Source organism: Lacrimispora algidixylanolytica (assembly GCF_003609635.1).
Classification (GTDB): Bacteria; Bacillota; Clostridia; order Lachnospirales; family Lachnospiraceae; genus Lacrimispora; species Lacrimispora algidixylanolytica.
This window is the reverse complement of the sequence record NZ_MCIA01000015.1, coordinates 106,502-130,653: the sequence shown is the minus strand read 5'-3', so window position 1 is coordinate 130,653 and position 24,152 is coordinate 106,502. Positions and strand designations below refer to the sequence as shown.

Annotated in this window: 21 protein-coding genes; 2 read left to right on the top strand and 19 right to left on the bottom strand. The window is 37.9% G+C overall.

Annotated features, from left to right (window positions below; translation table 11 throughout):
• Positions 1–71 precede the first annotated feature (71 nt).
• From cooS to BET01_RS10790, 13 genes are all read right to left on the bottom strand, one after another.
• Positions 72–1,982 (bottom strand): anaerobic carbon-monoxide dehydrogenase catalytic subunit, encoded by a 1,911-nt coding sequence (gene cooS / locus BET01_RS10850; RefSeq protein ID WP_120196823.1) that lies wholly within the window; start codon positions 1,980–1,982, stop codon positions 72–74.
• A 247-nt stretch (positions 1,983–2,229) separates the two neighbouring features.
• Positions 2,230–2,760 (bottom strand): PTS sugar transporter subunit IIA, encoded by a 531-nt coding sequence (locus BET01_RS10845; protein WP_120196822.1) that lies wholly within the window; start codon positions 2,758–2,760, stop codon positions 2,230–2,232.
• Between the two features lie 21 nt (positions 2,761–2,781).
• Positions 2,782–4,587, bottom strand: a complete 1,806-nt coding sequence (gene uidA, locus BET01_RS10840; RefSeq protein WP_243117186.1) for a beta-glucuronidase — start codon at positions 4,585–4,587, stop codon at positions 2,782–2,784.
• Between the two features lie 33 nt (positions 4,588–4,620).
• Positions 4,621–6,009 carry a PTS transporter subunit EIIC gene (locus BET01_RS10835; protein WP_158585040.1) on the bottom strand — a complete coding sequence of 463 codons (1,389 nt, stop codon included), beginning with the start codon at positions 6,007–6,009 and terminating at the stop codon, positions 4,621–4,623.
• Positions 6,010–6,112: 103 nt separating this feature from the next.
• Entirely contained in the window at positions 6,113–6,952 is an 840-nt protein-coding gene (locus BET01_RS10830; protein WP_120196819.1) for a PRD domain-containing protein, read from the bottom strand.
• A 209-nt stretch (positions 6,953–7,161) separates the two neighbouring features.
• Entirely contained in the window at positions 7,162–8,574 is a 1,413-nt protein-coding gene (locus BET01_RS10825) for a glycoside hydrolase family 1 protein (protein ID WP_120196818.1), read from the bottom strand.
• A 228-nt stretch (positions 8,575–8,802) separates the two neighbouring features.
• Positions 8,803–10,263: a sucrose-6-phosphate hydrolase gene (locus BET01_RS10820; protein WP_120196817.1), complete on the bottom strand. Its 1,461-nt coding sequence runs from the start codon at positions 10,261–10,263 to the stop codon at positions 8,803–8,805.
• On the bottom strand, positions 10,260–11,270 hold the full coding sequence (locus tag BET01_RS10815) for a LacI family DNA-binding transcriptional regulator (protein WP_120196816.1): 1,011 nt from the start codon (positions 11,268–11,270) through the stop codon (positions 10,260–10,262). Before BET01_RS10815 ends, BET01_RS10820 begins: the two co-directional genes overlap by 4 nt.
• 206 nt (positions 11,271–11,476) lie before the next feature.
• Entirely contained in the window at positions 11,477–12,385 is a 909-nt protein-coding gene (locus tag BET01_RS10810) for an alpha/beta hydrolase (RefSeq protein ID WP_158585039.1), read from the bottom strand.
• 41 nt (positions 12,386–12,426) lie between these two features.
• On the bottom strand, positions 12,427–13,362 hold the full coding sequence (locus BET01_RS10805; RefSeq protein ID WP_120196814.1) for an alpha/beta hydrolase: 936 nt from the start codon (positions 13,360–13,362) through the stop codon (positions 12,427–12,429).
• 11 nt (positions 13,363–13,373) lie between these two features.
• Complete coding sequence (locus BET01_RS10800) at positions 13,374–13,607, bottom strand: PTS glucose transporter subunit IIA (protein WP_120196813.1); 234 nt, start codon at positions 13,605–13,607, stop codon at positions 13,374–13,376.
• Positions 13,608–13,783: 176 nt separating this feature from the next.
• On the bottom strand, positions 13,784–14,530 hold the full coding sequence (locus BET01_RS10795; RefSeq protein WP_120196812.1) for a ChbG/HpnK family deacetylase: 747 nt from the start codon (positions 14,528–14,530) through the stop codon (positions 13,784–13,786).
• A gap of 14 nt (positions 14,531–14,544) precedes the next feature.
• The gene (locus tag BET01_RS10790; RefSeq protein WP_120196811.1) at positions 14,545–15,951 is read right to left on the bottom strand and encodes a PTS transporter subunit EIIC; all 1,407 of its coding nucleotides are present in this window, start codon (positions 15,949–15,951) and stop codon (positions 14,545–14,547) included.
• 612 nt (positions 15,952–16,563) lie between these two features.
• On the opposite strand from BET01_RS10790, the gene BET01_RS10785 reads away from it, so the two are divergent.
• Positions 16,564–16,791: a cation transporter gene (locus tag BET01_RS10785; protein ID WP_120196810.1), complete on the top strand. Its 228-nt coding sequence runs from the start codon at positions 16,564–16,566 to the stop codon at positions 16,789–16,791.
• Positions 16,792–16,814: 23 nt separating this feature from the next.
• Positions 16,815–18,668 carry a heavy metal translocating P-type ATPase gene (locus BET01_RS10780; protein WP_120196809.1) on the top strand — a complete coding sequence of 618 codons (1,854 nt, stop codon included), beginning with the start codon at positions 16,815–16,817 and terminating at the stop codon, positions 18,666–18,668.
• Positions 18,669–18,708: 40 nt separating this feature from the next.
• On the opposite strand, the gene BET01_RS10775 is transcribed toward BET01_RS10780, so the two are convergent.
• The 6 genes from BET01_RS10775 to BET01_RS10750 form a co-directional block, all read right to left on the bottom strand.
• Positions 18,709–19,071, bottom strand: a complete 363-nt coding sequence (locus BET01_RS10775; protein WP_120196808.1) for an ArsR/SmtB family transcription factor — start codon at positions 19,069–19,071, stop codon at positions 18,709–18,711.
• Between the two features lie 250 nt (positions 19,072–19,321).
• The gene (locus tag BET01_RS10770) at positions 19,322–19,924 is read right to left on the bottom strand and encodes a hypothetical protein (protein ID WP_120196807.1); all 603 of its coding nucleotides are present in this window, start codon (positions 19,922–19,924) and stop codon (positions 19,322–19,324) included.
• 14 nt (positions 19,925–19,938) lie between these two features.
• A complete protein-coding gene (locus tag BET01_RS10765; protein WP_120196806.1) occupies positions 19,939–20,481 on the bottom strand; it encodes a phosphatase PAP2 family protein in 543 nt (180 codons plus the stop codon).
• Between the two features lie 161 nt (positions 20,482–20,642).
• Positions 20,643–21,950, bottom strand: a complete 1,308-nt coding sequence (locus tag BET01_RS10760) for an HAD hydrolase family protein (protein ID WP_120196805.1) — start codon at positions 21,948–21,950, stop codon at positions 20,643–20,645.
• A gap of 340 nt (positions 21,951–22,290) precedes the next feature.
• Positions 22,291–22,905: a DsbA family oxidoreductase gene (locus BET01_RS10755; RefSeq protein WP_120196804.1), complete on the bottom strand. Its 615-nt coding sequence runs from the start codon at positions 22,903–22,905 to the stop codon at positions 22,291–22,293.
• Positions 22,906–23,138: 233 nt separating this feature from the next.
• The gene (locus BET01_RS10750; RefSeq protein WP_120196803.1) at positions 23,139–24,119 is read right to left on the bottom strand and encodes a D-isomer specific 2-hydroxyacid dehydrogenase family protein; all 981 of its coding nucleotides are present in this window, start codon (positions 24,117–24,119) and stop codon (positions 23,139–23,141) included.
• Positions 24,120–24,152: the final 33 nt, after the last annotated feature.

The following is a 24,152-nucleotide window of genomic DNA, read 5'->3' as shown; positions in this document are numbered from 1 at the left end:
AAAAAAATAGCCGCTCATTTACATTATGTTTTTTGTGAACATAGGTAAATAAGCGGCTATCTCTGATAATCTTACAATCCCATTTTTTGTCTCTTCTTCATAATGTGGCTTTCTATATCATTTGCCACCTGTACCGGATCATCTCCCAGTGCAATTTTACCACCGGTTAGTCCTTCCACATCCTCCGTGAGAAGCTTAACAAGTTTTGGTGCTCCTGTAATAAAAGGGGTAGGAGAAAGATGAGTATAGGCTCCGTATGCTACGGCAAATACACCATCGATGGTTGCCTTTTGCTCCATCCATTCTGGTGCTGTCACCGCGATGGGTAGATCCGGAATATCCACATTAAGATGATCTGCCAGGGCTGTTACAAGCATGGAAACTCGTCCAGTATCCGTACAGGTACCAAAACTTAATACGGGAGGAATCCCCATAGCTTTGCATATTCCCTTAAGCCCCTCACCAGCCTGTTCTACTGCATCCATATTGCACATCCCTGCTACTTCTAGTCCATGATTTCCGCAACCGCCTGCAACCACCAGTATATCCTTTTTAATCAATTCTTTTGTCAAATTGACTGTATTCCAGTCCTGAGGACCATTTCTTAAAGTTGAGCAGTTGGCCAGCGCAACAATTCCTTTTATCTGCCCTTTTGCTATTACATCCACTAAGGCATTTAAGTCATTCCCAACTGCATTTAAAACTGCCTCGGTGGAAAATCCTGCAATTGCTTTTTGTTTATGATGTGGTACCATTGGTTTGATTTTATTATGTCTTTTCTTGAAGTTTTCGATGGCTACGTGGATGCATTTTACCGCCATTTCTTCTGCCTTCTGGGGATAATAAGGCATCTCATGTTCTACTCCTGGAACTCCAATAATGGTACTGACGCTTACAAGGGCAACCTGATATTTTTCCGCATATTGATCAATGGCTGGAGGAGAACAGTTCTCTTCCATTACAAAAGCATCTACGGTACCTGTTGCCAGAAATGGCTCTATTGCTAACCAGTTTCCCATAAGACCGATGAAAACATCGTCTACTTCAAACCTCTGAAGCATCTCCTGTCCGGTCTCAATGGAACCTACAATATGGATGCCTTTGGCTCCTACTTCTCTTGCCAGTTTCTGAAATTCCTCTTTTTTGGCTAACTGTAAAGTGGCAACCCCGATCCATGGCTGATGTCCATTAAATGCTATATTCACATAATCAGGATCCATAATACCCAGGTCAACATCCACCTCATGAGGTTTTGGTGTTCCAAACAATATATCTTGTGTCATCTCAAGACCAATTTGGGCGGTATAGACGGTAGACAATCCTAATCGCAGCGCCTTTTTTGCCAAAGATACATAGTCTCCGTCTACGTTGGTCAGACAGCTTGCAATGGAGTTTTGCACTTCATGTTCAATTCCTGATGGATAGATATTAAGATCCTTCCATACTTTCAAACGTTTTTTAGGAGCAAACGCTTCTACCATAACACTATTGTGATCCGGATTTATCTTCATTTCCCGGTCCAGTAACTCTGCCAAACAGGTAGCCATCTGGTTTACGTTTTGATTGGTATCAATTCCTGTTTTTTCACACATCCATTTTAATTTATCCACATCTGTGATCTGAAATGTAGTATTGCCTTTTCCGGTCTCTTTTAAGGTTCGAAATGCTTCATATGCATGATGTGCATAAGTAGCTGCCCCCATGATGTTTCTCATGAGTAGATTTCTCATTGCCATCGCATCTGGTCCGATTCCACAGACCCCTTTTTCTGGGCCTTTCTGCTCATTGATTCTACAAGGACCGTTGGTGCATAACTGACAACTTAACCCTTGCAGGCAGAATTTGCATCGGATTTTTTCCTGTTCATCATATCTGGAAAATACACTGGATAATCCGTCATCTCGTATTCTGATAAGCATCTCCTCTACCGAATCATGATAGCTTACTCGACCCTTTGTCTTTTCTAAAATTGCTTCTGTCATAATAACCTCCATTTATAAAGATTAAAAATAGTATGCCAAATTTTAGAAATTCAATTCTTGTATTGATCAGTATTTGGGCCTTTATCATTCTACTTAATACGCGCATGCCAACAGTAATTTAAAAAATAACGAATCAGCCATCCCCATTCATGGCGACTGATTCGTTATTTATTCATTATACGATTACATATGATCATCATTCACACGCCAAACCTTTGGCCTTAAATGTGTACTCCCTCAAAAGCAGTTACTGAAACTTAAATAATGGATCCAGAACTTCAACCGCACCTATATGAGGCTGACTCATCGTGCCCAGTATGGCCGCATTAGGTACCAGTACCATAGTGGTTGTCTTATAACCCTTCTCTATGATCTTAGCACAATCGAATTCTACCAGCAGCTCCCCTGCCTTTACATGATCTCCCTGCTTAACAAAAGCCTGAAAGCCATCCCCTTCCATTTGTACGGTATCAATGCCGATATGGAGTAAGACCTCCATCCCATCCTCAGTTTTCATGCCAATTGCATGTCCAGTAGGAAATACGGATATAATTTCGCCATCCACGGGAGCATACAACTTTCCCTCTTCCGGTTCAATGCCCACGCCAGGACCCATCACTTCTTCTGCAAACACCGGATCACTCACCTGGGAAAGAGGCACTACAGTTCCCTTTAGCGGGCTGTAGATTGTTTTCGGCTCACAGATGATACTCTTTCCTACCGGATTGTCTATTTCCTTTTTTTCTTTACTACGAAATATATTATCTAAAAATCCCATTATATTCAGTCCTTTATATGCTTAGTCCATAGATTCCCACCGGTTTTTCAATACAAAAGCAGCACTCTTTGGTTGCCTTGCCCGGTCAAAAATCCCCTTTTTGTTTCCATTTACACGCATGATACCTTCTGTTGTTTGAAAATCAGCAAAATTCCACACCAGCTCGCCTTGTATAAAGTCAAACTGATCAAATATTTCAAAATTCATATCCAGATATTCATTTTGATACTCCTGGCTCCACATGATACTTGGAAGTTTATGCTCTGATGGCATTGTGTCAGTACCAAATTCCGTAAATACAAACGGAACATTCAAGTTTTTATCTTTCCACTTATTCATCTCCACTAAGAATGCTTTCCTAGCATCAACAAGCTCCGGACCTCCTTTGATATACCAACCGTAATACCGGTTCAAACAGATAAAATCACAAAGCTGATAACACTTACAAATTTCTGGCTGACTGTTCTTCTCAAAAGCTCCTGTCATGGGACGCTTTTGAGGATCCAAAGCTCTAGCTGCTTCAAAAATCGTGGTAAAATAATCCTTAGACTCTTCACTGGTGGTTTCCGGCTCATTGAACAAACTCCAGGCAATGACGGAAGGGTGGTTCTTATCCCTTACAATCATCTCTTCCACTGCCTGAAGATGGGCTTTAAGCAGATTAGGCACGGTTGGTGTTTCAAAAAATCTGGTGAATTGACCTGTACCTGCATCTGCAAAGTTTCTTGTAGACCGCATCATTCCAACCGCAGGAACCTCATCAATGATTAGAAATCCTTCTTCATCTGCAAACTGATACCACTCTTCTGCATATGGATAATGGCTGGTTCGAAAGCAATTGGCACCAATCCATTTCATGCATTCAAAATCTCTCTTTAAAACACCCCAGTTAAAACCCCGGCCAATTACTTCAAAATCCTCATGTTTACCAAATCCCTTCAAATAAACAGCTTTGCCGTTAATTTGAATTTCTTTTCCAACTATCTTTACTGTCCGAATACCGATTTTTGATGAATACTCATCAATCAGAGTTTCTCCATCCCAGATACGCATGACTGCCTGATAAAGATAAGCGTCACCTACGTTCCAAAGATGAGCCTTAGGAACAATCACACTTCCCTGACCACCTGTACTTTTTGACACCTGTTGCTTGGCTTCATCAAATAATTCAAAGGAAACTTCATGATTCCCGTTTGTCATAATCTGATAATGAACAACAGCATCTTCTCCATTTAATTCATACTCTACGCTGAAATCTTCAATGGATTCCTTTGGTTTTGAAACAAGCCATACACTTCTTTGAATACCGGAATAATTGAAGAAATCGAAATAGGGTTTGGCCAATTTTCTTCCATCGCTCAGCACTGTGGTTGTCCCACATGGAAGGCTCTCTTCGTTTAATTCGTTATTGGCTTTTATAACAAAGGTATTGACTTCACCAAATTTAACATAATCCGTCACATTGGCAACTACAGGCAAAAACCCACCTTCATGAGTTACGGCCAAATTGCCATTGCAATAAACGAAAGAGCGATGGGTAATACTTCCGAAGCGAATTTCCAGCTCCTGTTTCTCCCATTCTCTTGGTACAAATACTTCCGTCTCATACCAGAAATCTCCGCAGTAATCTCTTTCCTCTTTTGTCGTGAAAAAATCTGCAAAACTGGCGGGAACTGGCATGGAGATTGGGTGTGGCAGCTTATGCTGCCAACCCTCCTGCAATCCTTTTTCTTCCGGATCAAACCGGAACTTCCACATACCATCCAGCGAGTGTGCCATTCTGGCCTGGTTGCTGCATGGATATAATTCCGAAAAATTCAGCATCATTTATTCTCCTGTTATCTTTTTCTGTTTTTACATTTAGGCTTTATTTGGCTGTGCGTCATTCTTATAGGTAAAGAAATAGGTCAACAAAAATACTCCGACAAAGGAAACCACCATTGATATAACGATGGCCGGACCAGACATAGCATATAGGGCCGGAATCGTTAAAACATTGACAGGAACCTGAGTAGTACGGATACTTCCTGTAACAGCCGCAATAATACCGCTGATTCCGTTAATCAAACACATACCGATGAATATTCTCTTGTTTTTTAACAGAACACCGTAGATACCTGGTTCTGTAACACCACCAATCAAAGCTGATATAGAAGCGGAACCAGATATTAACTTTAGATCTTTATTCCTTGTTTTTAAAAATACGGCCAAACATGCTGCGGCAATACCGAAATTGGCGCCGAATGTAGGCGGCATAATATAATCATAACCTAATACGGAATAATTGTTCATAACAATAGGAAAAAATCCCCAATGTAAACCAAACACGATACACAGAGGCCATAACGTTCCTAGTGCAAATCCAGCAATTGCTGGTGAAAAGGCAAACGCCATCTGGATTCCTCCTGCCAAACCTCTGCTCACCACATCTGTAACCGGTCCTATAACAATCAGTGCCAGCGGGAAAACAACGATAAAATCCAGTAATGGAATTATCATACCCTGAACAATCTTAGGGATTACTTTCATTAAGCCTTTTTCCAGTTTTGACTGTGCATATACCGTGATTAAAATAGGCAGTACAGAGCTGGGATAGCTGATGAGCTTAACCGGAATTGACAAAAATGTAACGGCTATCTCTTTATCATTGAATAACCCTGTCAAGCTAGGATAACACATGGCGCAGGCAATCGCCATTGAGATAAATGGCTTAGCGCCGAATTTCTGTCCTGCACAATATGCCAGAAACACAGGCAGAAAATAAAAAATACTGTCTGATGCAGCATAAAGTATGGTATAAGTGGTGGAAGTTTTATCAAGAAGAGACAGCGTGGTGAAAAGAACCAAAAAGCCTTTTAAAAGTCCTGCTCCAGCAAATGCTCCCATGAACGGCATAAATATACCAGAAACAAGATCTGTTATTTTTTCCACAATGCTGCTCTTTTTGTTGCCTGAAACAGAATGATCTGCTTCCATTGGTTCCCCATTACTCTTGTCCCCAATTTTAGTACTCAATAAAATCTGGTCATAAACGTCTTCAACGTCACTTCCGATTACAACCTGATACTGACCGCCTGCTTGCATTACTTTAATGACACCCTGCATATTTTTGAGTGTCTCTGTATCTGCCTTGCTTTCGTCCTTTAATTTAAAACGTAGCCGTGTAATACAGTGGGTCAGGGAATTTACATTTTCTTCTCCCCCCACATGTTCCACAATGTCTTTGGCTAATTTTGAATAATCTGCCATTTTCATATCCTCCTACTATTTTTTATCAAAAAAGCCTGGTTATCCCCTTTAATAAGAGAGAATAACCAGGCTTTGCTGAACTTAATCATAACACTGCCAAATTCTAACTGTTTTTTAATTGCGACAAATGAACTGCCAAATATATTAATTCATCATGCCCTGCTTTGTAATGATATTTATCTTCAATGTATTTACATACCTTCTGGCTGCAATGATATTCATCAGGGTAGTTTCTAAGCAACTCTTCTAACATACGTGCTCCACCATGCTCTTTATAATAATACTTAGTCATGACACGCTGTGCGAAAAATTTCAAATGGGTCATATATCGGTAATACGGCAACGAATCTTCTTTTACCTGAAAATTCAGCTCAGATAGAATCAAATCGTTTAGCTCACTTACCATAACAATCATTTTTTTTGCATTTCCGCTTATTTGATTATGCCGTGCCGTTACAAAATGCATGGCTACAAATCCTGCTTCATCATTGGATAACCGGTAATCAAATTTTGCCTCGATTAAATCAAGCATCTTCTGACCAACCTTATATTCGTCCGGATAGAATCGTATGATATCATGAAGAATCGAATTCGGTACAACAAACCCCTGCTTAAAATTTTCAACCGCATGGTAAATATGATCGACCAAGGAGATATGAATGGTTTCATTCAGGGTCATATCATAGACCTGAACTGCATAATCAATCACATCCTCTGCCACCATGATGTATTCCTGTGGCACGGTATCTAAAATTTCTCGAAACTGACTTTTATGGTTTTTATCTTTTAAGATAAACTGTTTTTCAACCCGCTCCTGATCGATTACATCTCCGTTGCGACTTTTAAAACCAAGTCCACTTCCAAGGAGCAAGACATCTTGTCCATTTTCATCGTTCGATATCACAGCATTTGTATTTAATATCTGCTTAATAACCATTTTCATAAAAGTATCCTCAATCCCACTGTTTCAATGAATGATAAACGTTACAGATATATTTAAAAAACAAAAAAACAAGTATGCACCAAAAAAGCAGATGCAGACTTGCCTAATTTAATAGTAACACTCCTGTAAACTATCCCAATCTTAGCACAGGAGTGTTACAAAAACAACTGGAATTTTAACCAATAATATTCCGTGCAATTTGTATACTTTTACAGATTTTCTCCATTGGTTGCTATTACATTTTTATACCAATCAAAGGATTTTTTCTTATATCGGTTTAAAGTACCTGAGCCGTCATCGTTGCGGTCAACGTAGATAAAACCGTACCGTTTCTTTAATTCTGCAGTGGAGGCACTCACTAAATCAATACAGCCCCAACTGGTATAACCCATAACCGGCACGCCATCTTCTACAGCTTCCTTCACCTGAAGCAGATGATCTCTTAAATAATTGATTCGGTAATCATCAACAACGGTTTTTGTTCCATCTAACTCTGTTACCAGCTCATCAACTGCCCCTAATCCATTTTCTACAATGAACAAAGGTTTCTGCCAACGGTCGTAAAACTGATTGAGCACATAGCGAAGTCCCTGAGGATCAATCGCCCAGCCCCATTCACTTTGCTTTAAATAGGGATTTGTCACTCCGCCCATAAGGTTTCCTTCTCCAGCTTGTGCTTTGGTTCGGTCGGCTGCCTCACAAGAACTCATGTAATAGCTAAAGGATACAAAATCCACAGTGTGATTCTTCAACAACTCTTCGTCGCCTTCGCCCATCTTAATCTCAATGTCATTTTCTTTAAAATATCGCTTCATGTATCCAGGATATTGCCCTCTAACATGCATATCACCAAAGAATGTATTCATATGATCGGATTTCATCGCCGCAATCACATCATCTGGGTTTGAGGTCAGGGGATACATTGGCATACTTAAGACCATACAGCCAATTTTGCTATCAGGTATCATCTCATGGCCTATTTTCGTTGCCAGAGCACTTGCTACCAATTCATGATGAACGGCCTGATAAAGATCCTGTTTCTTTAATTTGCTCTTATCCGTATAGATTCCACCACTTAAAAACGGTTCATGTAGTACCGAGTTAATCTCATTAAATGTCAGCCAGTACTTTACCTTCTCGCCGTAGCGATTGAAAATAGTCCTGACATAACGCTCATAAAAACTTATCATATCCCGGTTAATCCAGCCATCGTAATTGATTGACAGGTTTAAGGGAGTCTCATAATGAGAGATGGTTACGAGAGGTTCAATTCCATGTTTGAGTAACTCATCGAATAGATCATCGTAAAACTGGAGTCCCTTTTCATTTGGTTCTTTTTCATCCCCATTTGGAAATATTCGGCTCCAGGCAATGGAGGTACGAAACACCTTAAATCCCATTTCTGCGAAAAGCTTAATATCGTCTTTATAGCGATGATAAAAATCAATTCCAATCAGCTTCATATTGTCTGGTGTGGGTTCTATTGTTCTAGGCCCTTTGATCCCCTGGGGAGTTACATCCTGAGTGCTTAATCCCTTCCCATCTTCGTTATATGCTCCCTCACACTGGTTCGCAGCTACTGCTCCACCCCATAGGAATCCATCTGGAAATCTTATATTCATAGTGAAACCTCCTTTTATTATAAACAGATGTTGATTATGATATCAGATTATTTCAAAAGAAACAACCAATATCGATTATTGCATCATTCAATAAACTGTAAAAATTTTTCTTCAACTCTCTATCGAAATTCATTCCGACTAAAGCTAACGTAGCATTTCCATTATATCCGTAAAGGTATTATTAGCACAAGCCATATCAATCCACAACTTGTCTAACAAAACAATTTGTTAGACATAATTAATTTTTCTCAAGTTCCAAATTTGTAATTTATTTATTTTCGCCTTATTCTTGATTTCAATCTCAAAATCATCACATTTAGGAAAATAAGCGAAAGTTGTAGTTTCTAATCCATCTTGATAATATATTTCTATCGTTGAATTATCTATAAACATATGCAGCTTTAGTGATTTATCAGCTTTTAATTTAAATTTCCTCACTCCTTTTCCACCAAGCTCCATACTATTTCTATCTAATATACAGATTTCCTCTTCTTTATTGTAGAATATCGAAATACTTTCATTTTCAAATTTCATCTTCAATTCCAGGTCATTGTAATCTTTCATATCCAAATCCAGGTTACATTCTATCGTTCTTGTGTCAAGAGTAATCTTATAATTATCTACAATTTCATTTTCCAAATCCACTATTTGTGATTCTCTTAAATTCTCCAAAAATTCAAGCGGCTCCTGATATATGACACCATCAATATATTTTAAAACTCTTGGCATGGTTAAACCAAAGATCCAGCCGTCTTGCGAGCTTACATATTCCCCCTCATTGTCAGGCATTCCAATCCATCCCATCATAATATGTTTTTCTTCATACCGAAAAACCTGGGGTGCATAAAAATCAAAACCTTTGTCAATTTCTCTAAACTCTGTGTGATGCTTCAAAGAAACATCATTTAAATCCAGCTCTCCAATCACATATCCAGATTGGAACGTATTTTGATATTTAAATTCTTCTTCATTTAATCCCTGAGGGGAAAACAAAAATGCAAACTGATTCCCGCTGATCTTAAATAAGTTTGGACATTCCCACATATAACCAAAGTCATTCATATTTGTTTTTAGTTCACCAGCAAAACTCCATTTAAAACTATCTTCCGAATTATAGATCAATGCTCTTCCCTTTAAATCTTCGGTCTGAGCTCCGAGCACCATGTAATATATCCCATTGCCTTCAAATACCATTGGATCTCTGAAGTGAGTCGTATAACTTTCCGGTTGTTTATCAATTATTACACCTTTTTTATCAAAGTTACCATCTTTCTTATATTCAACCATGCATTGATACGATTCTCTTTGACCACTCTCCCCTTTCACATTTCCAGTATAGAATAACTGCAAAGTATCATCTTTGACATATGCCCCCCCAGAATAGCAACCATCTTTGTCAAACCATTCCTCTGGCCTTAAAACTATCTCTGGCCTTGTGAAATTTACAAAATCTGTTGTTGTTACCAATCCCCAGTGTTTAGATTTGTGTTCGCAGCTAAAGGGATTCCATTGGTAAAAGATATAGAATTTATTATTATAGTAACATAATCCATTGGGGTCGTTGATCAAACCAAAGGGCATTTCAATATGAAAATTATTTCTCCACAGATTTCTTTTGTTATTTTTTACATTGTCATAATAATTCTTTAAATCTTGATTTATTTGCTCATATAAATGGGGATTTGTCATCCGATACCTCCCTTATCAACAATTTCTTTCACACTCTCTCTTTCTATTAATTCCAAAGCTATGTCATTGTTTTCTTCCAGTTCCTTCCCTTCAATTAAATCCAGGATCCCCTGAGCCGTCTTTATACCAATCAATTCATAATCAAAAGCTATCGTGGTAATCGCAGGATAGGAAACACCACCTATCTCATATCCACCGAAACCAGCAACAGAAATTTCATCCGGAACTTTTATGTTTCTTTCATGTAAATATCGAAGGATTCCCAGGCATATGTTATCCGTAGCACAAACAATGGCTGTTGGCTTATATTTCAATATTTCATCGCCCTTAAGATAAGCACTGGTGAACGTAAAATCTGTTTCCACAAATTGAACCCTACTGCCCGGATTATTTTCTTTTACTGCATCAATAAAACCACTTTTCCTCTCAATTCCTACTGCTTTATCAAATTCATTTATGCCCAGAAAAACGATTTCCTTATGACCTTTTGCTTTAAAATATTCCCCCATTATTCTGCCCGCTTTATAATCGTCTAATTTAATATAATTAATAAACTCACTTTTTTGTCCCGTGAAGATTGTTGGAATATTTAGCTTGCTTGTTATTTCTAAGTGCTTTTTGGTAATTGACATTGAATTAATAATTATCCCATCAACCCCTTGCTGATTAAGACTGTTGATATTATCCAATTCTTTTTCTATATCCAACTCACTGATTAAAATCATTCCCTGATAATCATTTTCTCTTAATTTTCTGTTAATACCATTTAAAAACTTACCTACCGTAACCGAATCAATTCTTGGAATCACAATACCAATCAATCCACTCTTCTTTGTTTTTAATCTTTTAGCAAAAAAATTGGTTTCAAAACCTGTCCTTTCAATTGCCGATTTTATTTTCTTAGCTTTGTCTTCGCTGATATATCCATTATTTAAATATCTAGATACGCTGCTTTTAGATACACCGGCCATTGTGGCAATATCCTGAATGGTGACTTTTCTTTCCATGATTTCCTCCAGATAAGTTTCAACTAACTCAATTTAGCTAATTGTTATATTAGTATTGAAATAATATAATAATTAGCTATTTTCTTAGCCTTATTTGATTTTAAAATTACTAATAAAAAGTTTATCAAAAAATAGTAATACAGGCCAGAAATCTTGGATGGTGTAATTCTTTATCCAGTGAATATCTCGGCAAGAGTAAAAGCTAACTATTTATCAATATATTTTCCCAAAAAATCAATGAGGACATTTAATGTATCCTGGCAATAGAATACATTTCCTCCATGATCCCCATCATCTACGCAATAAAATTCTACATTTTTATTATATTTGACACACGTTTCATACAGCTCTATGCTCTGTTCAAATGGGACAACCCGGTCTTTATTTCCATGCATGATAAGCAGCGGATCATTATTTGATTCGTTATCAACATAAGAAACAGGAGAAGCTTTTAACGCCAAATCCAGATTATCTAAAAGGCTGTCGACACCAATGATCATAGTTGCAGGAGAGGATTTATCATGGTCAAAAGCAGAAGGATATTTATGCATCGTAGATAGATTGCTTACTCCATATAAGTCGATAAATCCTCTTACCTTGCAAAGAACTTCGTGCGTATCATCCAAGCTGAAATTTTTCCATGTTGCCCAACACATCGCAGAGGTGTGTCCTCCGCTTGATTCACCAGATATAAATACATTATTTATATCAATAAGAAGCTCGTCACTATGGTTTTGTATATACCTCATTGCGCATTTTGCATCCAAAATCTGAGCCGGAAATAATGCCACATCGCTGGGACGATACTCTACAATAGCCAGAATATATCCATGTGTAATAATATCTTTAAAATCCAGAATGTGGCTATTAAGATTTTGTTTTTTCCAGGCTGAACCCTGAATATGAAAAAATAAAGGAAATTTTTTATTTTTATCAAGAGTTTCCGGATAGACAAGCCTTAGCTTTAAATCAATTCCATCCCTTTTCGTATATACAACATCTTCACCGATAAATGCTCGTATATTATCTTTATCCCCTTTGACTACCTTTGTTCCTTCCGGATAATTAACCACTTTAGGCATTTCTTCATATGTATATTTCATTTTAGGTTCCATGGTATCCCCCATCTTTAACACAAAGTTTTCCTCTACCCGTTTCAATTTTTAATGTTATGGTTGTCTTCTTCACTGCTCACAGCACCCCGAAAAACCTCCGATAAAAATCCCCCCATCATGGTCCACGCTCTGTCCGATTCTTCTTTATTATACTCTTTCAGCCATTTGTGTGTAAAGCCGTGTTGACAATTCTTAAATAGTTCAAATTTCACATTGTTTCCAGCAGCTTTAGCCTTCTTTGCAAAATCTTCTTCCTCTTTTAATAAGGAATCATACTCAGCCCCTATTATAAGCATCCTTGGAAGATCATGTAGATCATCTGACAGAGGGGAAGCCAGATGATGATCTATATCATTAAGATCATCGAAATACCAATTAATATATTGAAGCATTCTGTTGGGACTTAATGCTTTGTCTGGATCAAGTGCCTGCCTGTCTTCTTCACTTAAAGATTGTTTCAAAGGTGCGTAATCCAGAATCTGGCCACTAATCCCAATCTCTTTATTTTCTCGATCCAATAAACATAACGCAGCAGATATATTTCCGCCTGCACTATGACCGCCAACAACAATTTTTTTGTCATCAATTTTATATAAATGACTGTTTTTCTTTATTTGTACGATTGCCTCATACGTTGACAAAACCGGTTTCGGGAATTTAAATTCCGGAGCCAGACAATAATCAACATTAATTACAGCGCAATGAGCAGCACTTGCTAACTTCTGACAATATATACCATCAAGTTCCGGATAACCAAGGACATTTCCTCCTCCGTGAAGATTAAACATGACCGGCAGAATATCTGCGTCATTATAATTTTCCGGCCGGTAGATGTATCCATCCACATATCCTGAAACGCTTGTTCTGACTGAAATCTTTTCGAATTTCCCATTTAATTTTTCATTGTATACAATTTCATGATTTTGTATTTCTTTTTGCATCCGATATTCAAAAATAGAATAGTCCTTTTCTTTCATTTCAGCATCTCCTACCGGTTTATTTTCTGTTTATTGCTTACTTGTCCATATTCAATAAATTGAACATCTTTCTCTTTGCTATTAGTAATGATGAGCATTGTAGATAAATCTATATTTTTTTTCTTTAATAAGTCCAGGTTAAGTTTGATAATCGGCTCACCGCATTTAACCTCATCTCCCTGTTTGGATAAGATAGTAAATCCTTCTCCGTTTAGATTTACCGTGTCAATTCCTATATGAACCAATACTTCTACCCCATCTCCTCTTGTAAGCCCAAAAGCATGTCCGGTATCTTTTTTTTAAAAACCAAACATTTTATTCATCCCTGCTTTCTAAAATCTCAGATATAATTGAACCCAAAGAACCTACATACAAAAAATCTTCAACACGAAACCGAATCTTAGCTGACTTGACTCTTCTATTATAAATCATCATATGTTACTAACGCAACATCGTCACGGTTCAAATATTTTTTTGTAGATTCACTGCATAGCATCTCCACTTCATAGACTCTAGGGATATTTACCGATGAATGTTCCAATATATACGCATCAATATATCCAGGATGTGTGATGACCATGTCACAATCACCGTCATGTCCCTGCTCCACTGCTTCAATTAAAGGTTCTATTGATTTCTGCTCCACAGAGTGTGCAATATGAACATAAACATTCGTTTTACCTACAATCATAGGTTTATTTCCAAAAGTCGACCCTGAATATTTTAGATTGAATTTTTCAGCTACTTTTTCTAATCCTTTAAGAAAGTTCTGGCTTTTAATTCCATGACCATCTAAATACTTCGGTTCATATCCGCTCAATTCTACAAACCGCCTGTATTGCGCTTCAATTTCCATAATAACTTCTTCTAAGACAACAGTGTCCTGCTCTGAGTTACGATAATCACTTGATGATTTAAAATCGCCATTTGCCTTGACCAAACTGGAAATTAACTTCGGATCGCAAACTGGTTTGCCTATACAGATATTTGTATGCTGTCCCAAACAAATATTGTAATCTTTAATTAAATCAATACCATGACTTGCGGCTATCATGTTAGGCATCAATCCTATTGATTTAACCAGTCCATCTTTCACTGCTTTTACAATTCCATAATTCACTGCTTCACTATAACCAAGATCATCTGCTCTTATTAAAATTTTTTTCATATGGCAAGCCTTTCTTAATTACCTTTTACAATTGGATCGTTTTTATCAAAACCAAAGTAATAAGTAACCACTGCCGAAACAATTACTGAGATAATGCAACCGATAATTCCATTTACCAAGTTGCCTACTCCATTACCAGTAAAAGCTAATAAACCTACGAGATTGGTAGATGGTATCAGCGTATAGTGTCCAACATGCAGGATTCCCATATACAAGCCGCCTACAAAACCACCGGATATCAAGCCTAATAATGGTTTTTTATATCGAATACCTATACCGTACAGACCTGGTTCAGTAATTCCTCCCACTAACAGAGATATTAAGAATCCAAATGACAGAGATTTTTGTTCAGAATTTTTAATTCTTAACGCAGCTCCCAAACACATTCCTGCTACTGCATAGGTTGCTGCAGCCATACCCACAGCTACAAAGTTCTCGTGTCCAGCCGTTGCGAATATCTGGAATAAAAAGGTAATTAAAATCATATGCATACCGCTTATAACTAAAAATTCAAAAGTAGCACCAATGATTGCAACTCCTAGAAATCCTGTAACTGCTCCTATTGCTATAATACCGTTGCCAATGTAGTTTCCTAAGAATGAACCGGCTGGCCCTACAACGCATAAGGTAATCGGAAGCATAACTCCAATTGTAAAAGCTGGAGCAAAAACACTTCTTAATGCAGAAGGTAAATGTTTATGAAAGAATCTTTCAACGTATGACATTACCCAGACAGATAAAATGATTGGTAAAATCGTGCTTCCATAATTTTGTACGGAACAGGGGATTCCATAGACGCTGAATGTCTTACCTACAAGACCTGTAAATGTAGGATGTAACATGATTGCACCCAGTAAAATCCCCATAATTGGTGATGCTTTGAATTTTTTAGCTGAAGTATAACCAATTATAACTGGAAAGAAATAAAAACCTGCATCTCCTACAAAAGTTGCTAAAACATAAAAATCATTTTGTTCACTGATTAAATTCAACATGGTTGGTCCCAATATTGCTGCAAGCATCTTAAAAAATGCTGATGCCGTAATAACTGGTATAGCAGGTACTAAGCTTCCTGAAAGCGCATCCAAGATTCCATTTAAAAATGATTTTATAGTCGTTTTTCCCTTTGGTTTATCAGCCTCATTCACTACACTATTATTCTGTAATCCGCTTACATTGCAAAACTCATCGTAAACTTTTGACACATCCTGACCGATGATAACCTGAAGCTGTCCCCCTGCCCGAATAACCCCAAGTACTCCTTTTATTCCCTTGAGCGTTTCATCGTTGGGAATGGTTTCATCTTTTAAATTAAAACGCAATCTGGTGGCGCAATGAGTAACATTCATAATATTCTCTTTATCGCCGACTTCTTTTAACACCTCTTCTGCTAATTTCGTAAACTTTTCATCCCGAGCCATTTTCTTCCTCCTCAATTAAAACCTTGTTTTTGCTATTAAAACTCGTTTACTTACTTGGTGATTTTACATATTGACTTCTCACTCTTTATACCATACTTAATTTCTTGATATCATTGTACTCCACAGTTTATAACATATAGTTTCAAAGAATCGTTCCCTCATAACTATATAAATTATTTTTGCGGAACCGGTTCCACATTTGTATTATATTATCGTTTTTATTACATGTCAACACCTTCTCTATCAATTGTATTTTTATCTCCTTCCTCGGTTTTGATTCCATCCATTTACATTTGAATTCCGCTTTTGTTACAGTCCTGATTTAACTAGTTTACTACCAATCATTTCTTTTGTTTTTATCATAACTTTCTTCCCTTCTCAAAAACAGTACTCCCCCCCTGAAGCAAAGGAACCCTCTCCTTCTTTGAGCTTCATAAAAGCAATTTTGTCAAAATTATATGAGAATTCTAATAATATCAAAAACAAATAAATTACGCTTGACAATTGAGTGTTCGTTCAACTATAATAAACATATGAACAGTTGCTCAATCGTTCATTTAACAATCTGGACACTTGACACTATAAAAATTTAAAATAATAGGAGGATTTACTATGAAACAGACATTTATACTAGAAGGACTTGACTGTGCAAACTGTGCAGCAAAAATCGAAAGAGCGGTGGGCTCCTTAGACGGAGTTACTTCAGCTTCTGTTAATTTCATGACAACAAAGATGACCATTGAACTAAATGATAATGATACAGAGAAAACATTACAGTCTGTTAAAAAAACCGTCAAAAAAATAGAACCTGATGTCTCAATGAAATTGCACAGCAGGTAACTTGATAAAGGAGATGTCCTAACATGAAAAAGAGATTGATACGCATTATAATAGGCAGCATAATTTACTTGATGGCCTTTTTAATCAAACCAGAGATTAGCTGGTTTTCCCCTGCTATGTTTACCATTAGCTATATTATCATAGGTGGGGATATTGTATGGAAAGCCATACGTAATATCCTTAGAGGTAAGGTCTTTGATGAGAATTTTCTAATGACCGTTGCCACTGTCGGAGCCTTTTGCATCCGAGAATTTCCCGAAGCGGTGGCTGTTATGCTCTTTTATCAGGTCGGGGAATTATTTCAAAGTTATGCCGTATCTCAGTCCAGAAGATCTATCTCGGAATTAATGGATATCCGTCCTGATTATGCCAATCTGGTGATTGAATCAGGGGATACCACCCGTGTAGACCCTGATGATGTGAAAATTGGTGACACAATACTGGTTGCTGCCGGAGAAAAGATTCCTTTGGATGGCACGGTAATCGATGGCACTTCCATGATTGACACTTCCGCATTAACCGGTGAATCAGTTCCTAGAGAAGCTGCGGTAGGAAGCGATGTATTAAGTGGCTGCGTGAATATAAACGGTATTTTAAGAATTAAGGTCACCAAAGAATACGGGGAATCAACCGTAAGTAAGATTTTAGATCTGGTTGAAAATGCCAGCAGTAAAAAGTCAAATTCAGAAAACTTCATTACTAAATTTGCGGCTGTGTATACACCGATTGTTGTAATATCTGCGTTATTGCTTGCAGTAATTCCACCGCTCGTGATACCAGGGGCTTCTTTTGAGCAATGGTTATATCGTGCACTTACATTCCTAGTTGTCTCCTGCCCCTGTGCTTTGGTTATCTCCGTCCCTCTCAGTTTCTTTGGTGGCATCGGTGGCGCATCAAAAGCTGGTATCCTTGTGAAGGGCAGCAATTATCTGGAGGCACTTGCCCAGACAGAATTAGTTGTATTTGATAAAACAGGAACCTTAACTCAAGGAGTCTTTGATGTTCAAGAGATTTATGCTAAGGATATTACAAAAGAAGAATTATTAGCCCTCACAGCTTATGCGGAAAGCTACTCCAATCATCCAATCTCTCTTTCTTTAAAAAGAGCCTATGGAAAAGAGATTGACAAAAACCGTCTAAGTAATGTAGAAGAAATCTCTGGTCTTGGTATCATTGCTTCTGTTGACGGGAAAGTGGTGGCTGCTGGAAACAGTAAGCTTATGACAAGACTTAATATCTCCTACTCAGAAGATGTAGCTATCGGAACCGTGGTTCATGTAGCTGTTGATAACAGTTATGCCGGATATATCGTAATCTCAGATAAAGTAAAACCAGATGCGGCTTTGGCAATCCAGACCTTAAAGGCAGCTCACGTGAAGCAGACGGTGATGCTCACTGGTGATTCTAAGAGTGTTGGAGAAAAAGTTGCAAAAGAGCTACAGATGGATCAAGTTTATACCGAGTTACTACCAGGGGATAAAGTAGATAAGCTAGAAGAATTGTTTACTCAGAAGTCTGCAAAAGGAAAACTTGCCTTTGTTGGTGATGGGATTAACGATGCTCCTGTTTTAGCTAGAGCTGACATTGGCGTTGCCATGGGTGGTTTAGGATCCGATGCCGCGATCGAAGCCGCTGACGTGGTAATTATGACAGATGAACCGTCTAAGCTTGGAACTGCTATCAAGATATCGAAAAAGACACTTGGTATTGTACGGCAAAATATAATATTTGCCTTGGCTGTTAAAATCGGAGTCTTGATTTTAAGCGCATTTGGATTAGCAACCATGTGGGAAGCTGTCTTCTCAGATGTAGGTGTTTCTGTAATTGCTATTCTAAATGCACTGCGGGCACTGAATATAACAAAACTCAAATCCTAATGAAAACAGCGCTTGTGCTTTCGCTACAGGCGCTGTTTTATTATTTCTGGTGCTTCACATGAATCAAAGCATTCTCTATTATCTCAAAAACATGTTCATCGTCTAATGTATAATATACAAATTTCCCATCTTTCCTTGATTTCACCTGACCAGACATCTTGAGCAATTTTAATTGATGAGAAATTGCAGATTTGGTCATATTTAAAATCACCGCCAAGTCATTTACACACAACTCACTTTTTGACAATGCGTACATGATTTTAATTCTGGTATCATCACCGATTAATTTGAAGAATGACGAAAGAAGTGAAATACAGTCGTCGTCTTCCATCTCCGCTTTCACCTTGTCTGCTAATTCCTCATTAATTGCCTGGCAATCACACTTATTTATTGAATCTCCCATGCTGCACCTTCTCTTTACACCTTCTAAGTTTAATAGTTTTAATTATACTTAGCCACCAGCCAGAACGTCAAGCCTGTTTTCATAAAATAAGCTATTTAAGCTCCCTACATAACCAGGAAACGTGCCTTATTCTTACAGAACAAAAATCGTAGGCAAACCTTCATATAATAGCGTCACCATTCGAAATTCAAATACCACAAAAAAGTCATTAGAGCTTTTAGGATAAGGCATTCATTGCGTTATAATCTTCCTAAAAATCTTCACTCAAGAGATAGACTGCACCGGTAACTTCAGTCTGTGTATCATAATTAACGGATATGAAACCAGTTTTATATTTAAAATGCATATCGCCATTTTTATCACTGATTGGTTCTCCAAACGCAGTCTTAAATTTTTCTATCTTATCACCGATTCTAGCACCATTGAAATCAATATCTTTTGACTCAAAGAATATCTGACTGACGGCTCCAGTATCCGTATGAAGCCACACTCGAATTCCTGCCTTTTTAAATTCCATACCACCTTCATCAATTTTATTAGGCTCCTCGTTCATGGTCTTAATAAAATCCTCTTTACCAGTACCAAGTAAATTAAAATATGTTTCAAAAGAAGCAACTTCTGTATCTGAGGAAGGCTTTGGATCAGAAGTAGCTGACTCTAATTCGGAATCAACAATAAGAGGAGCCTGAGTCGTGGAATCCTCGCTGCTGCTAATTGAACTGGTTTGGATTTCAGTTGAAGTTGAGGGATTCTTATTGGTGTCAGGACTGGAGCAACCGGTTATTAAAACAAGGCCCAGCATTGAAACTACAGCTAATTTTACAGTTATTCTTTTGTATTGTTTTTTTATCATAAATCTCCTTCCATCTATTTCTTTGTATTTGTACTTATACGTTTTATACCAATGAAAACCAATGTTCCTATCAAACAACCAATGATAGCAGCACCCAGAACATCGCTAGGAAAATGAACAAATAAATATAGCCTTGAAAATGCAATCAGGCAAGCTAAGGGGATTGCAATATATCCAAACTTCTTATTGCTCATGGTAAGGATTGTTGCCGCAATGGCAGATGCAAGCGTATGCCCTGACGGAAATGAAAAATCCGTTGGATTTGCTATTAAAAGTGTAATCGTTTGTTCCATCCAGTTAGGCCTGGAACGTTCAATTAGATTTTTAAGAAACACATTTCCAAAGAGAACTCCTGTTAAAAGCCCTACTATCAGCGTAATTCCATACTTTCTATTTTGTTTTGTACAAAACAAAACGAATGCTGTCAGTATCCAGATAAACCCTTTATTTCCAAGTAACGTAATCTTAGGCATGACATAATCCAATGCGGGACAGGTAAATGTGTCACGAATCCAGTATAAAACTGCCCAATCCATATTTGTAATAAATTCCACCATTTCGTATGCCTCTTTTATCGTAATATATGAGGATTATTTCTCTCCCTCACGCTTTACCTATTATAACCTTTCTCCTCGCTAAATAACAATAAATGGTTTACATACTTTTGTTTGATTTAAATACTAATATCAGTCCAGTCATTCAAACGGTTATTGATAACCTAACATTCTCTAGATCTCCCTGAAAACAGACGAATGGGTTCAAACTCTCTTTTCAACCTTTTGACCATATCATTCTTTGATGAATTTTCAATTAAAATATCACATTGCTCAGGGATACTTCCAAAGATCACACTTTTCTCCATTTCCAGCATCGCTTTCAACCGCTTTAGCATGTGTTCCCGATTTGCTTCCTTATTATATATTTTCATATAAGAAAATCCTGGATAATCATTAGATTCGTAGGTGCGTATTTTCAGTTCTCCGGACCAATCCTGATTCATTAGGTTTTCATATGCCGTCTTGATCTGTTTTGTAGTATCGATCACCATGAGATAAACTACATTTTCATACTGTGGAAGCCTTCTTTTCACGTAATTGCGCAGAGGATTTTTTCTGAGTTTCTGGTAAATGCCCTGTTCTGCCAGATTATCCAGCTTTTCATAATAAATAACAAGTGAATCATCAATTACTACATTGGCAAAGTAATTAAGATTGCTTTCATTTAACAAATTTATTATTTTTTCAGCCTGATCGTAAGATAAGACATACGTCAAAAGATAGGAATTATCATTGGTATCATAAAGTGCGGCTCCATCCATAACAATCACCGGTAATTTTAGATTGATTCCGCGGACTGATTCCATCAAAGTTGCCGGTGTTCTGCCGGTGGAAAGCGTAAATTTCATCCCATTATCAAGAAGCCGGTTTAATTCCACCTTACTGTAAGGAGTTAATTTTTCCTCCCTGGTGAGCAAAGTATCATCTACCCCCGAAACATATAACACATCCAACTGCTTTTTTCTGGGTAAGTGTGCGAAATTTACAGCGATTGCCATGAACACGCCGATCAAAGTATCTGCCACACGATTCATAACAAACAAAAACGGACTGCTGTCTCCCATATGCATCACTGTAATGCTTAAAAATACCACACAGGAAAAATATGAGGTGTCTTTTTTATTCAATAAAACAGTTGTATACAGAACCACCCCGGTGAACAGGGAAATCATCAGGTAGCTGAATACACTTTCCTCAAAGATTCCTCCCCCCCAGTCAAAGATAAGAAGCAAAAGAAATCCCCATGCGGCACCGATAAACGTACCGGAACACCTTTGCTTTGCCATCTGGGTACTGCTTTCCTTATATGGCTGAATACACTGCAGTACTGCAAGAGCAGAATAAAAGGGAATCCCTTCTTTTCCACGAATATAATAAATAGCAAAACATAAACAAACTCCGCAGACAGAGCGGTAAATTCTCTGTCCCACTGCCGGCAACTTTACAGACTTTAAGGCCATTGTTTTCATAAGCTTATTCCTCCGTCTAAAAGTAAGAAAAAAACATTTATTTAGCGTACTATATCAGATTTCAGAGAAATTGTCCAATTCTCTTTTGTTATGACCGTAAAAGGAGATTTATGCATAAAATAATCCCTCCAAAGTAGTAGTACTTTTTATACTTGTACTGTCTACTTTAAAGGGATCATATCAAACTATTGGGTTTTTACAATATCTATATCCTATTACGGCTAATTACTTTTACGATAGCAATGAGGTCATTATACAGCAAATTTCTCCTTTTTAGTACGCTCGACGAGCTTAATTATAAGCTTGCTGGTTATGTGAATTCATTAAATAATCAATAAAATTATTTATCACCTGAATACAGAGCTTTCTGTCCATCTAAAAATTCAATCATCTGCTCTTTTAAAACACCAACACCGTATACAGCATTCAATCGCGCTTGTCCTAACCGATAGGATGGTACTGTATCCAGGTGATTTTCTTCCCAAGCGTACTTGCTTAATGCCAACTGCCGTTCCTTATAGGTTTTTGAAACCAACGCCTGCCGGAATGTATTTACTTCACCTCCAGCATAAGCAGCACAGTCACTCAGGACATCCAGATTTTCAATGTCCTTTCCATCGCGAAATACCGCATTATATACCGCATCATTATAACGTCTGATATCCGCCCCTTGTTCCTCCAGACATAATAAGCCCTGTATTGCCAAATAGGTATAATTGCCTGAGGGGTAAGGAGGATTAATGGTTAATCCGGCGCTTTCCAGGCGAGGTTTTAATTCAATAAGCCACGGAGCAGATTCTTCCCAGTCATAAAACCGGGGCTCAGGCTGGGGATTGAGTTCGCAGGGACTCCATGTTACTGAAAGTTCAGGATAATTTGGTAACAATTGATTCAATTCATGAAGAGCTAAATAGCAATATGGGCACGTATAATCAAAAAATACTTCCAGTTTCATCGTTAATTCCTCCTGTTATAGGCTTTTCCTAATAATAACATAAGCATACGATTAATCAAGTAGGCACATTCAAGTAATATACTTACCTAATGGTAAGTTTTATAAGTAGAATCTACTCATTCACATATTTTTCTGTCTTTATTGCTTCCATCTCTTTGCTCCATATTTTACGATTATTGGTTGCCGAAATTGCTGAGCGTTCATGGTTTCCAAATAAGAACTTATGCTTGATATTATTTTACCCGCCAGGGGTTATCCTTCCCCTCTAACTCATTTTTGCAGCTTAATATGGAATATTCCACCATATCACTCACCGCTTCTTCGGTATAAAAAGCAGTGTGGGGAGTGATGATTACATTGGGCATAGATTGCAAAATTGCCAGGTCCCGATTGGATAATACTTTATATTTCAAATCCTTATAAAATAATTTCCTTTCATTCTCTATGACATCCAACGCTGCAGCGCCGATTTTCCCGGATTCAAGACCCGCAATCAGGTGCGGAGTATCAATAAGTGTACCGCGGGCGGCATTAATGAGAACGACACCGTCCTTCATCTTCTCAATTTCCGTCTGTCCTATCAGGTGTTCTGTCTCTGCTGACGCAGGCGCATGAAGGGAAATAACGTCACTTTCCTGCAGAAGTTCGTCAAAAGAAACATAGGAAACAAAGGATGAGAGTTCTTCTTTCGGATGCAATGTATGCACCAGAATTTTACACCCAAATCCATGGAGTCGTTGAATTACAGCCTCTCCGATTCTTCCTGCTCCTATGATGCCCACGGTACAGGTACGAAGCTCCCGTCCCCGCACATTGGTGAGTGAGAAATCCTGCCCCAGCCCTCGAATCATAATCGTCTTTACTTTGCGCAGCGCCATCAAAATGAGCATTACCGTATATTCAGCCACACTGGCTGGCGTATAATTGACTGAGGAGACGGGAATCTCCAAGTTCTTAGCGGCCTCTATGTCAATATGATCAAAGCCTATGGTACGGGTGGATACACAGTGAATACCACTTGCTTTCCATTTTACAAGTATTTCCTTAGTAATGGAGGAGGTAACAACACTAACCGCTTCACAGCCTTCTGTATTCCCTGCATTCTCCAACGTGGGACTGTAAGGCAGTGTATGGAGTTCCACCCCGTATTTCTCAGCAAATTTTTGAAAAAACATTGATTCGTCCGTTCGGACATTATATGCCAGCAATTTCATGAACCATCACTCCTTCTCTTGATATGTTTTTTA